This window comes from Streptomyces sp. NPDC050287 (assembly GCF_044459385.1).
In the GTDB taxonomy this organism is placed as follows: Bacteria; Actinomycetota; Actinomycetes; order Streptomycetales; family Streptomycetaceae; genus Streptomyces.
This window is the reverse complement of record NZ_JBITIY010000007.1, coordinates 209,670-222,031: the sequence shown is the minus strand read 5'-3', so window position 1 is coordinate 222,031 and position 12,362 is coordinate 209,670. Positions and strand designations below refer to the sequence as shown.

Here is a 12,362-nt window from a genome sequence, read left to right as displayed (position 1 = left end):
TTCCGAGCCCATGCGAAAAGGCCCGAAACCGACGTCGCTTTCGGGCCTCTTCAGCAAGGACTACGGCTGCACGGCTACTTCGGCTGCGGCTTGCGCACCGTCAGGTGCAGTTCCCTCAGCCGGGTCTCGTCCAGCTCCGTCGGCGCGCCCATCATCAGGTCCTGGGCGTTGCCGTTGAGCGGGAAGGCGATCGTCTCGCGGATGTTGGGCTCGTCGGCCAGCAGCATCACGATGCGGTCGACGCCGGGGGCGATGCCGCCGTGCGGCGGGGCGCCGAAGCGGAACGCGCGGAGCATGCCGGCGAACTCGCGCTCGACGGTCTCCTCGTCGTAACCCGCGATCCCGAACGCCTTGAGCATGATGTCCGGCTCGTGGTTCCGGATCGCGCCGGAGGACAGCTCGACGCCGTTGCAGACGATGTCGTACTGCCAGGCCAGGATGTCGAGCGGGTCCTGGCCCTCCAGGGCCTCCATACCGCCCTGCGGCATCGAGAACGGGTTGTGCGAGAAGTCGATCTTCCCGGTCTCCTCGTCCTTCTCGAACATCGGGAAGTCGACGATCCAGCAGAACCGGAAGACGTTCTCCTCGAAGTGCCCGGCACGCTTGGCGGCCTCGACCCGCACCGCGCCCATGATCTTCGAGACCTCGTCGAACTCGCCCGCACCGAAGAACACCGCGTGACCGGCGGCCAGGGACAGCCGCTTGGTCAGCTCGGCGACGTTCCCCTCGGTGAGGAACTTCGCGATCGGGCCGGAGAGGGAGCCGTCCTCGGCGACACGGACCCAGGCCAGGCCCTTGGCGCCCTGCGAGACGGCGTAGTCACCGAGCTGGTCGAAGAACTTGCGGGGCTGAGACGAGACGTCCGGCACGGCCAGCGCGCGCACGTGCTTGCCGGCGAAGGCCTTGAACTCGGAGCCCTCGAAGACGTCGGTGATGTCGACGAGTTCCAGCTTGGCGCGCAGGTCCGGCTTGTCCGAGCCGTACTTCAGCATCGCCTCACGGAACGGGATCCGCGGGAAGGGCGAAGTGACGTGACGGCCGCCCCCGAACTCCTCGAACAGCTCGGTCATGAGCTGCTCGATCGGCTGGAAGACGTCCTCCTGCTCGACGAAACTCATCTCGACGTCGAGCTGGTAGAACTCGCCCGGCGAACGGTCGGCGCGGGCGTCCTCGTCGCGGAAGCAGGGCGCGATCTGGAAGTAGCGGTCGAAGCCGGAGATCATCAGCAGCTGCTTGAACTGCTGCGGGGCCTGCGGGAGTGCGTAGAACTTGCCCGCGTGGATGCGGGACGGGACGACGAAGTCACGGGCGCCCTCCGGGGAGGTCGCCGTCAGGATCGGCGTGGCCATCTCGTTGAAGCCGAGCGTGACCATCTTGTGCCGGATCGCCGAGATGACCGCCGTACGCAGCATGATGTTGCGGTGCATGCGCTCGCGGCGCAGGTCCAGGAAGCGGTACTCCAGGCGCCGCTCCTCGTTGACGCCGTCCTCGGTGTTGATGGTGAAGGGGAGCGGCTGGGCGGCGCCGAGCAGCTCGACCTCTCCGACCTCGACCTCGACCTCACCGGTGGGCAGGTCCGGGTTCACGTTCTCGGTGCCCCGGGAGACGACCTTGCCGTCGACGCGGACCGTCGACTCCTTGGTCAGCTTGTCGAGGGCCTCGTACGCGGGCGTGCCGGGACGGGCGACGAGCTGCGTGATGCCGTAGTGGTCGCGCAGATCGATGAAGAGGATGCCGCCCAGGTCGCGCCGATTGTGCAGCCAGCCACTCAGCCGGACGTCGGTGCCGACGTCAGAGGCGCGGAGCTCGCCGCAGGTGTGGGACCTGTACCGATGCATCGTCGTTCATCCAGCCTTCGCAGATCGGGGTCTGTTCCACGCGTTGTTTCACGTGAAACCCTCCCCAGCGTACCGGCCACCCCACGCCGGGCTCCCCACCATTAAGGGCCAGCGATCAGTCATCCGTCACGGGAGCGATCCGTCGTCCGACACGGGAGTGATCAGTCATCCATCACGCGCCGGTGATCGGTCATTGAGAACCGGCGATCTCGGTGATCGGTGGCACTCTCCGTCCTCGTCTTCATAAAGTAGGTCAATGCGCACTGGTGAGCCCCTGCCCGCCGTGGGGCAGGTTCTCGCCGCCCTCGCGACCGGTCTGTGGCGTTGGGACAACACTGCGGGGCTCGTCATGCTGGACGCCGAGGCCGCCCGGCTGGTCGACATGCCCGCCGAGCCGGCGACTCTCACGGAGGCCGGGATCCGCGCCCGCTTCCACCCCGTCGACTGGAACGAGATCGACGGCATCGTCCAGCTCGCCGTCGCCGAGGGAACCCTCGCCGAGGCCCGGCTGCGAGTCATGGACGAGCACGGCCATGTCATCCGTACGATCCGCAGCCGCTCCAAGCCGATCATCGACCCCGCCACCGGGGATTTCGAGCTGATCGGCACCTTCCAGGAGGTCACCGAGCCGCCTCCGGGCGCCGCCGCGCGCAGCCCGATCACCGGCGACTGGCGCCGCTCCCGCGAGGCGTTCCTGCTGGACGCGGGCCGCGCGCTGGCCGAGGCCCGGTCCACGACGGAGGTCCTGCGGGTCGCGGCCGGTCTGTCCATGCCGGGCTTCTCCCCGGACGGTCTGGCCGTCTTCGGTCTGGAGGGCGACCGCCTGACGATCATCGGCCACCACGGCCACCAGCCCGGCGACGAGAGCCCCTTTCTGCAGATGGCCCTCGCCACGGACTACCCGGCCGCCGAGGTGGTCCGCACCGGCCGCGCGGTCTACCTGTCCTCCCCCGAGGACTACAAGTCCCGCTACCCCGTCACCTGGCCGCTCGCCGAGCGCTTCGGCCGCCAGTCCTGGGCGTTCCTGCCGCTGACGGTCGCCGGCCGCACGATGGGCGCGTGGATGGCGGCCTTCGCCTACCCCGTGGCCTTCACCCCGGACGAGCGCTCGGTCCTGACGACGGTGGCCCGCATGCTCGCGCAGGCCCTGTCCCGGGCAGGCATCGCCGAGTCGGAACGGGAGCTCACGGACGGCCTCCAGCGCTCCATGCTCCCCACCCTCGGCCCTCAGATACCGGGCATGAGCCTCGCCGCGCGCTACGTCCCCACCGGCGGCGGCCTCCAGGTCGGCGGCGACTGGTACGACATGATCCCCCTGCCCGGGGGCACCTCGCGGACGGAGCCCGGGGAAGGCCGCTTCGCCCTGGTCATCGGCGACGTCCAGGGCCACGACGTGCGGGCGGCGGGTCTGATGGGCCAGCTCCGGATCGCGCTCAGGGCCTACGCCTCGGAGGGCCACCGCCCCGACGCCGTCCTCTCCCGCGCGTCCCGCTTTCTGCACGGCATGACCTACGGCGACCCGGATGCCGCCGACCTCCGCTTCGCGACCTGCCTCTACGTGGAGGCCGACCCCACCACCGGCATTCTGGACATCGCCCGCGCCGGCCACCCCGACCCGGCGATCCGGATGGCGGACGGCACGGTCCTCACCCGCCCCACGGCCGGCGGACTCCCGCTGGGCATCGACCCGGACGCCGACTACCCCACCACCCGGATCACCCTGGAACCCGGCGAGACCCTGCTGATGTGCACCGACGGCCTGATCGAGACCGGCGGCCACGACATGGAGACCGGCTGGAAACGCATCCGCGCGATCCTCGAGGACCACGAAGGCGACCTCGAGGAACTCGCCGACGCCCTGGTCCAGGCCGTGCACGGCCCCACCTCCCACCACACCACCGGCCCCCTGGCCGACCGCCGCGAGGACGACATAGCCGTACTCCTGCTCAGCCGGCAGGGCGAGGACCACGGCTCCGGCGACCCCGTGGTCATACGGCCGACGGTCCGCCGCACGATGCTGTCGGTGGCCCAGGCGGAACCGGAACGCGTGGCGGTGGCCCGGCAGCAGCTGAGGGAGCTGCTGCACGACTGGAGGTCCCCGGACCAGGTCGACTCGGCGGTCCTGCTGCTGTCCGAGATGCTGACCAACGTCCTCGTCCACACCGACGCCGACGCGCTGCTCCTGGCCGAGGTGCGCGGCGGACTCACCGGTCCCGGCGGACGCCGGATGCGCGTGGAGGTCACCGACACCAGCGACGACCTCCCGCACAGGCGCAGGCCCGGCGAACTCGCCTCCTCGGGCCGCGGCCTGATGCTGATCGAAATGCTCGCGGACGTCTGGGGGGTGGATCCGCGGGGCGAGGGCAAGAGCATCTGGTTCGAGCTGTACGAGGCGGTGGACTAGCCGGCGCTGCGAGGCGGTGGACGGGGAGACTGCGCCGTCCCCGAACAACGGCCCCGCAGTTCGTGCAGGATCCCGAAGGCGGCGGCGGTCAGCGGCACAGCGAGCAGCATCCCCAGCACACCGGCGACGGACGCCCCGGCCGTGATGGCGACCATCACCACCGCGGGATGCATCTGCACGGTCCGGCTCTGGATCAACGGCTGCAGCACATGCCCCTCCAGCACCTGCACCGCGAGCACCACCCCGAGCACCCACAGCGCGATCACGAACCCCCGGTCGGCGAGCGCGACCAGCACGGCGACGGCGCCGGAGAGGAAGGCCCCGAGGTAGGGGATGTACGCGCCGACGAAGACCAGCGCACCCAGCCCCACGGCCCCCGGTACACGCAGCACGAGCAGCCCCACGGTGATGCAGGTGGCGTCGATGAGGGCGATGAGTGTGGTCCCCCGCATGAATCCCTCGACAGCCTCGAAGGCCCGCCGCGCCATGGCCTCGACGAGGTCACCGCTCGCACGCGGGGCGACGGACCGCAGGGTCTCGGCGGCCCGGTCGGAGTCCCGCAGAAAGAAGAAGACGAGCAGCAGGGCGAGCACGGCCATCGCGATCGTCTCGCCGACGACACTGACCCCGCTGATCAAACCCGAGGCGGCGGTCCCCCCGAACTTGCCGAGCAGTTTCCTCGCGTTGGAGGCCAGGTCGTCCAACGAGTTCCCGGCCGACCCGAAGTGATCGGCGAGCCCCTGCGCCGCGTCCTTGAGGGAGGCGAGGATCTCGTCTCCCGTGTCGATGAGCGCGGCCACCACGATGTACACGGCCCCACCGACGACGGCGACCACCGCGACACAGGTGAGCCCGGCCGCGAGAGACCGATTGACCCCGGCCTTCACCAGCCGCCGGTGAAAGGGCCCGAGCAACGCGGTCCCGAGCAACGCGAGCAGCACGGGCACGACGGCGGTACGGAACTCCGCACAGAGCCGGATCCCGACGTAGAGGACCCCTGCGACGAGCAGCAGGACAGCACACCACGCACCGAGCCGCCGGACGGGCTCGGGAAGGAGCGGTTGCGGTGCGGGCACCCTCCCATCTGGCCATATGTCAGGTGGAGGTGTCGCGGTGGGGCGGCCGAACGGGGGCGTCGGGGTGCAGGATCGATACGTCTGCCCACTTTCGGATGAACGTCCTTGCGCTGGACGTAAGTTGCACCCACTTGTGCCTACTTTCCAAGGCGGAGGTGATGCTCGGCGTACGAGCAGAAGAGGCCGTGCCGAGACTGTGCTCCAGAAGCACACTCTCGGCATCCCCGCAGGTCGCGAGTGGCGACGAGACATGAACCTGGTCAACCTCAGACGATCGCCCGCAGTCAGAGCGCGATCGGCCGCGGTCAAGAAACGATCGCCGAGGCGCTCCAGGACATCGCCCGGTCCCTCAGGCGCCACCGCCCGGAACCGAATCTGACGCCCCAGCAACTCCTCGCCACCTGGAAGGCGAAGAACCTCGTCTTCACCGAGGACATCCACGCCGTGGCCGCGTACCTGGCGCCTGCGCTCGTTCAGGGGGAGGCCAGTTACCGCATGGAGGAGATCGCCACTCGTACGGGGCTCTCCGTCGCCCGCGTCCACGACTGCCTCCGCACGCTGCTGAAGCGCGGCTGCATGCGGCAGACGGGCTGCGCCGCCGACGGAGCGCCCATCTACGTGCTGCCGTAACGCCGCCGCTGCCGTAACGCCGCCCGACAGAACAGGCCCGAAGCCGCAATCCAAGCTTGCGGCTTCGGGCCTCGTCGTACCGTATCGGCCTTCTCAGCCCCTACAGGCCACCTTCGGTCATTCCGTGCACGGCGGGGATCGTCCCCAGCCGCCCCTTCTGGAAGTCGTCGAACGCCTGCTGGAGTTCGTCACGCGTGTTCATCACGAACGGGCCGTAGTGGGCCATCGGCTCACGGATCGGCTGTCCGCCCAGGAGGACGACCTCGAGGTCCGGGGTGTGGGAGTCCTGCTTCTCGTCCGCGCGGACGGTCAGGGAGGAACCCGCACCGAAGACGGCGGTCTGGCCCAGCTTGATCGGGCGCCGCTCCACGCCCACCGCGCCCTTGCCCGCGAGCACGTACGCGAGGCCGTTGAAGTCCTCACGCCACGGCAGGGTGAGCTCCGCGCCCGGCGCCAGGGTGGCGTGGATCATCGTGATCGGCGTATGCGTGATGCCGGGGCCGTCGTGGCCGTCCAGCTCACCGGCGATGACGCGCAGGAGAGCACCGCCGTCGGGGGTGGTCAGCAGCTGGACGTTGCCGCCGCGGATGTCCTGGTAGCGCGGGGCCATCATCTTGTCCTTGGCCGGAAGGTTCACCCACAGCTGCAGGCCGTGGAAGAGACCGCCGGACATGACCAGGGACTCCGGCGGGGCCTCGATGTGCAGCAGTCCGGAGCCGGCCGTCATCCACTGGGTGTCGCCGTTGGTGATGGTGCCGCCACCGCCCTGGCTGTCCTGGTGGTCGAAGATGCCGTCGATGATGTAGGTGACGGTCTCGAAGCCTCGGTGCGGGTGCCAGGGGGTGCCCTTCGGCTCTCCCGGCGCGTACTCCACCTCTCCCATCTGGTCCATCATGATGAACGGGTCCAGGTGGCGGTAGTTGATCCCGGCGAACGCCCGGCGCACCGGGAAGCCCTCGCCCTCGTAACCGCTGGGCGCGGTCGTGACGGTGAGTACGGGACGGGCCACCGCGTCGGCGGGTGCGGCGACTCGCGGCAGCGTCAACGGGTTCTCGACGGTCACTGCAGGCATATCGGGACCTCCTTGTGCTCCGAGTTTAGTTGAGCGTTGAACTTTCTGCCACCCCTAACGAGGAAACCCAGGCGGGCATTCCCACCGGCCCGGCGAGACACCGGTGAGGCACCGCTGAAGCACCGAAGGCGGCAGACGCGGACAGCGCCGGAGGCCGGTGCCCCGCACGGGGCACCGGCCTCCGACCACCACTCAACCAGGCTCAGACGATCAACCCGGCCTCGTCGACCGACTTCGCGTCCGACTTCGCGTCCGGCTTCGCATCCGGGTGCACCTCCGACCTCACCTGCGGCTGCACATCTGGCTGCCCCTCCGGCCGGCCAGCGACCTCCGCCCCGTCGCCCGACCCACGCTTGCCGTCCCGCATCACCAGCGTCGCCAGCACCGCCGCCACCAGCACCCCGATCGCGCTGACCGTGAAGGTCGTCGACATCGAGGCGGTGAACGCCTCCCGGGCCGCCCGGACCAGACCGCGGTCACCGTTCGCGACCGTCAGCGCCCCGCCGATCGAGTGCCTGGCCTCCTCCGGCGCCCCCGCCGGCATCTCGGCGGCGAAGCCGCTCGACAGCAGCGAGCCGAGGATCGCGATGCCCAGGGCCGTACCGGCCTGCTGGATGGTGTCGTTCAGAGCCGAGCCGACGCCCGCCTTGTCCGCGGGGATGGTGGCCATCAGCGCGCCCACCGCGGCCGGCATCGCAAGCCCCGCGCCGAGGCCGAGCAGCCCGAGGGCGATCGCCGGGACCGTGAAGCCGGAGTCGGCGTCCACCGTGGTCAGCAGGGCGAAGCAGGCGACCATCACCAGCATCCCGGCGAGGATGACGTACCGGTTGCCGTGGGCCGCGGCCAGCTTGACGCCCACCCCGTTGCCGAGCAGCGCGGCCACCGCCAGCGGCAGGAACGCCAGGCCCGCCTCGACGGCTGAGTAGCCGAGCACGAACTGCAGGTACTGGGTGAGGACCAGCAGCAGACCGCCGTTGCCGATCTGGACCAGGGCGAGGGACAGCGAACCGCCGCTGAAGTTGCGGTGCTTGAAGAGGACCAGCGGGACCATCGGGGTCTTGGTGACGTTCTCCCAGATCACGAAGCCGGCCAGGGACACGACCGCCACCGCCAGTGTGATCGACGAGCGCCCGCCGAAGGCACCGTGCTGCGGGAGCTCGATGATCCACCAGACCAGGGCCGTCATCCCGGCCGCCGACAGCACCGCGCCCAGCGGGTCCGCCTTCTGCCAGGGCGCCTTCGACTCGGGCATCAGGGTCACCCCGGCGAGCAGGGCGACTGCGACGACGGGCACGTTGACGAAGAAGATCGCCTGCCAGGAGAAGTGGTCGATCAGTACGCCGCCCAGGACGGGGCTGCCGACCAGCCCGAGCATGGACACCGAGCTCCAGGCCGCCATCGCCCGGCCGCGTTCCTCCTCGTCGAAGACGGTGATGAGGATCGAGAGGGTGGAGGGCATGATCAGCGCTCCGCCGACCCCCATCGCGACGCGTACGGCGATCACCTCGCCGGGACTGGTGCAGAAGGACGCGGCCAGCGAGGCCGCCCCGAACACCAGCAGCCCGATCAGCATCACCTTCCGCCGGCCGAAGCGGTCCCCCAGGCTGCCGGAGGTGAGCAGCAGGCCCGCGAAGACCAGGATGTAGGAGTCGAGGATCCACTGGGTGTCCTGGGCGCTCGCCCCGATGTCCTCGGTCATCGCGGGTACCGCGACGGTCAGGGCCATGCTGTCGACCACCAGGACCAGCGTGCTCAGGCAGAGCACGACGAGGATCCACCAACGACGTGGGGCGCGGGCTTCCGTGCCGGCTTCCATAGCGGTTTCCTTCCAACCCGGTGCGAACGCCGTTCGTTCGACGCGAACACTGTACGCATCGTGGAACAGTGTTCGCAAGCCTCAATCACTGTACGCTCGGCGCGAACGATGTACGCAGCGGAGGAGAGCCGAGCCGTGGCAGCCAAGGCGACACAGCAGAACCCGATCCCGTCCGTGTGGGCCCGTCCCCGGCCCGCGTCGGACCAGCCGTCCCTCAGCCGCACCACGATCGTCCGGGAGGCGATCGCCATGCTGGACGCCGAGGGCATCGAGGCGTTGAGCATGCGCAAGCTGGGGGCCCGCCTGAACGCCGGCGCGGCCTCGCTCTACCGGCACGTGGCCACCAAGGACGAGCTGCTGGAGCTCGCGGTCGACGAGGTCGCCGCCGAGCTCCACGTACCGTCCGCCGGGAGCGGGGACTGGCGGGCCGCCGTCACCGAGGCCGCCCGCTCCTTCCGCGCGGCGGCGCTACGGCACCCCTGGCTGCCCTCGGTCCTCGGCCAGGTGGGCCTCGTCTACCTCGGCCCGCACCTGATGTCCTTCTCCGAGCGGCTGGCCGGCCTGTTCACGGAGGCGGGCCTGGCCGAGCCGTCAGGGGCGATGGACACCGTCCTGTCGTACGTCATCGGGATGAGCACCACCGAGGCGGCCTGGCTGAGCACCGTGGCCCGCTCCGGCGCGAGCGAGGCGGACTTCGTCGCCCGCCTGCTGCCGGCCGCCCAGGAGAGCGCCGCCGGTCCCGGCCTGCCCGCCGGTCCCCGCGAGGACATCACCGCCGCGGCCGCGGACCCGGCGGGGCTGCGGGAGCAGAAATTCGCCTACGGCCTCGAAGTCGTCCTCGACGGGCTGGCCCTACGGGTGACCGGGTGACCGGGTGGCTGGGTGGCTGGGTAACCGGGGGGCCGGGGGGGCCGGGGGACCGTCCAGCCGTACACCTGGCGGTCTAGCCGTACATCCGGCGCATCGCGAACTCGACCATCTGCTCGACGGCCTTCGCGTCGAACACCATCCGGTGCTCGCCCTCCATGTCGAGGACGAAGCCGTAGCCGGTCGGGAGCAGGTCGATCACCTCGGCGCCGGTGATCACGAAGTACTTGGACTCCTTGCCCGCGTACCGCCGCAGTTCCTTGAGCGAGGTGAACATGGGGATCACCGGCTGCTGGGTGTTGTGCAGGGCGAGGAAGCCGGGGTTGTCGCCGCGCGGGCAGTACACCTTGGACGTCGCGAAGACTTGCTGGAAGTCCTCGGCGGTGATCTGCCCGGTGGTGAAGGCGCGCACCGCGTCGGCGAGCGAGGGCGGGGACGGCTCCGGGTACAGCGGCTGCTGCTGCCCGTAGCCGCCGGACATGGGCTGCTGCGGCGGGGCGTACTGCTGCTGAGCGCCGACGTTCTGGTCGTAGCCGTACATGGGCGCAAGAGTACCGAGAGCGGCCGGGCGCGCGGGATGCAGCACGGTAATCGCCGCCCGGTCCGGACGATGCCGGTGTGCCCCGTCACAGATGACCCATGGGGGTTGCTTCTTATTACCGACGGGTAGCATCATCGGGAGCTACTTGTTGGTACGTGAAACCACGTGCATCACGTGAACTAGGTGCGAGGAGTTCGTGCCTCGCCGATCCGCTACGGAGCCGTCGCCATGGGGCACTACAAGTCGAATCTCCGCGACATCGAGTTCAACCTCTTCGAGGTCCTCGGGCGCGACAAGCTGTACGGGACCGGTCCGTTCGCGGAGATGGACACGGACACCGCCAAGAGCATTCTCGAGGAGCTGACCCGGCTCTCGGAGAACGAGCTGGCGGAGTCCTTCGCCGATGCCGACCGCAACCCGCCGGTCTTCGACCCGGAGACCAACACCGCACCGGTACCCGCGTCCTTCAGGAAGAGCTACCAGGCCTTCATGGACTCGGAGTACTGGCGCCTCGGCCTGCCCGAGGAGATCGGCGGCACCACCGCGCCCCGCTCCCTGATCTGGGCGTACGCGGAACTGATCCTCGGCGCCAACCCGGCCGTGTGGATGTATTCCTCCGGCCCGGCCTTCGCGGGCATCCTCTTCGACGAGGGCAACGACGTGCAGAAGCACATCGCGAGCATCGCCGTCGAGAAGCAGTGGGGTTCCACCATGGTGCTCACCGAGCCGGACGCCGGCTCGGACGTCGGCGCCGGCCGCACCAAGGCCGTCCAGCAGGAGGACGGCTCCTGGCACATCGAGGGCGTGAAGCGGTTCATCACGTCCGGTGAGCACGACATGTCGGAGAACATCCTCCACTACGTGCTGGCGCGGCCGGAGGGTGCCGGTCCCGGCACCAAGGGGCTCTCCCTCTTCCTCGTGCCCAAGTACCTCTTCGACTTCGAGACCGGCGAGCTGGGCGAGCGCAACGGCGTCTACGCCACCAACGTCGAGCACAAGATGGGCCTGAAGGCCTCCAACACCTGCGAGATGACCTTCGGCGACCGCCACCCCGCCAAGGGCTGGCTGATCGGCGACAAGCACGACGGCATCCGCCAGATGTTCCGCATCATCGAGTTCGCCCGCATGATGGTCGGCACGAAGGCGATCTCCACGCTGTCGACGGGCTACCTGAACGCGCTGGAGTACGCCAAGGAGCGCGTCCAGGGGCCGGACCTGGCCAACTTCATGGACAAGACCGCGCCCAAGGTCACCATCACCCACCACCCCGACGTACGTCGCTCGCTGATCACTCAGAAGGCGTACGCGGAGGGCATGCGCGCCCTGGTGATGTACACCGCGGCCGTCCAGGACGAGATCCAGGTCAAGGAGGCGAACGGCGAGGACGCCTCCACCGAGAACGCCCTCAACGACCTGCTCCTGCCGATCGTGAAGGGCTACGGCTCCGAGAAGGCGTACGAGCTGCTCGCCCAGTCCCTGCAGACCTTCGGCGGCTCCGGATTCCTCCAGGAGTACCCGATCGAGCAGTACATCCGGGACTCCAAGATCGACACCCTGTACGAGGGCACCACGGCGATCCAGGGCCAGGACTTCTTCTTCCGGAAGATCGTCCGCAACCAGGGCGCGGCCCTCAACTCCCTCGCCGAGGACATCAAGAAGTTCCTGGCGCTCGGCACCGGCGGCGAGGAGCTGGCCGGCGCCCGCGAGCACCTCGCCAAGGCCGCCGTCGAGCTGGAGGCCCTGGTCGGTCTGATGCTGACCGACCTCGCGGCCACCGAGCAGGATGTCAAGAACATCTACAAGGTCGGCCTGAACACCACCCGTCTGCTGATGGCCTCCGGTGACGTCGTCGTCGGCTATCTGCTGCTGAAGGGCGCCGCGATCGCCGCCGAGAAGCTGGAGACCGCCTCCGCCAAGGACAAGGCGTTCTACACCGGCAAGATCACCGCGGCGAAGTTCTTCGCGGCCAACGTCCTGCCCGGCGTGACCCTGGCCCGCAAGGTCGCCGAGGGTGTCGAGCTGGACCTGATGGAGCTGGACGAGGCCGCCTTCTAGGCGTTCCGAACACCGCCCACCTCCACAGCACAGCCGATACGAAGGCCCGCTTCCAGCTATGGG

At 69.4% G+C, this 12,362-nt stretch carries 9 protein-coding genes; 4 read left to right on the top strand and 5 right to left on the bottom strand.

The genetic code is table 11. From position 1 onward, the window contains the following. Window positions 1–74: 74 nt before the first annotated feature. Window positions 75–1,838 carry an aspartate--tRNA ligase gene (gene aspS, locus ACIBK3_RS26170; RefSeq protein ID WP_399369294.1) on the bottom strand — a complete coding sequence of 588 codons (1,764 nt, stop codon included), beginning with the start codon at window positions 1,836–1,838 and terminating at the stop codon, window positions 75–77. A gap of 256 nt (window positions 1,839–2,094) precedes the next feature. Here aspS and ACIBK3_RS26165 point away from each other — a divergent pair, with 256 nt between their 5' ends. After that, the gene (locus ACIBK3_RS26165; protein WP_399369292.1) at window positions 2,095–4,242 is read left to right on the top strand and encodes a SpoIIE family protein phosphatase; all 2,148 of its coding nucleotides are present in this window, start codon (window positions 2,095–2,097) and stop codon (window positions 4,240–4,242) included. Here ACIBK3_RS26165 and ACIBK3_RS26160 read toward each other — a convergent pair. Beyond that, window positions 4,239–5,318: an AI-2E family transporter gene (locus ACIBK3_RS26160; RefSeq protein ID WP_399369290.1), complete on the bottom strand. Its 1,080-nt coding sequence runs from the start codon at window positions 5,316–5,318 to the stop codon at window positions 4,239–4,241. The genes ACIBK3_RS26165 and ACIBK3_RS26160 overlap by 4 nt on opposite strands. A 237-nt stretch (window positions 5,319–5,555) precedes the next feature. On the opposite strand from ACIBK3_RS26160, the gene ACIBK3_RS26155 reads away from it, so the two are divergent. Then, window positions 5,556–5,948 carry a helix-turn-helix domain-containing protein gene (locus tag ACIBK3_RS26155; RefSeq protein ID WP_399369288.1) on the top strand — a complete coding sequence of 131 codons (393 nt, stop codon included), beginning with the start codon at window positions 5,556–5,558 and terminating at the stop codon, window positions 5,946–5,948. A gap of 100 nt (window positions 5,949–6,048) precedes the next feature. Here ACIBK3_RS26155 and ACIBK3_RS26150 read toward each other — a convergent pair whose 3' ends face one another. Then, a complete protein-coding gene (locus ACIBK3_RS26150; protein WP_399369286.1) occupies window positions 6,049–7,020 on the bottom strand; it encodes a pirin family protein in 972 nt (323 codons plus the stop codon). A gap of 202 nt (window positions 7,021–7,222) precedes the next feature. Further along, complete coding sequence (locus ACIBK3_RS26145; protein ID WP_399369284.1) at window positions 7,223–8,836, bottom strand: MFS transporter; 1,614 nt, start codon at window positions 8,834–8,836, stop codon at window positions 7,223–7,225. Between the two features lie 135 nt (window positions 8,837–8,971). On the opposite strand from ACIBK3_RS26145, the gene ACIBK3_RS26140 reads away from it, so the two are divergent. After that, complete coding sequence (locus ACIBK3_RS26140) at window positions 8,972–9,706, top strand: TetR/AcrR family transcriptional regulator (protein WP_399369282.1); 735 nt, start codon at window positions 8,972–8,974, stop codon at window positions 9,704–9,706. A 73-nt stretch (window positions 9,707–9,779) separates the two neighbouring features. On the opposite strand, the gene ACIBK3_RS26135 is transcribed toward ACIBK3_RS26140, so the two are convergent. Then, window positions 9,780–10,244 carry an SseB family protein gene (locus tag ACIBK3_RS26135; RefSeq protein WP_399369280.1) on the bottom strand — a complete coding sequence of 155 codons (465 nt, stop codon included), beginning with the start codon at window positions 10,242–10,244 and terminating at the stop codon, window positions 9,780–9,782. A gap of 228 nt (window positions 10,245–10,472) precedes the next feature. On the opposite strand from ACIBK3_RS26135, the gene ACIBK3_RS26130 reads away from it, so the two are divergent. Then, entirely contained in the window at window positions 10,473–12,299 is a 1,827-nt protein-coding gene (locus ACIBK3_RS26130) for an acyl-CoA dehydrogenase (protein ID WP_399369994.1), read from the top strand. Window positions 12,300–12,362: the final 63 nt, after the last annotated feature.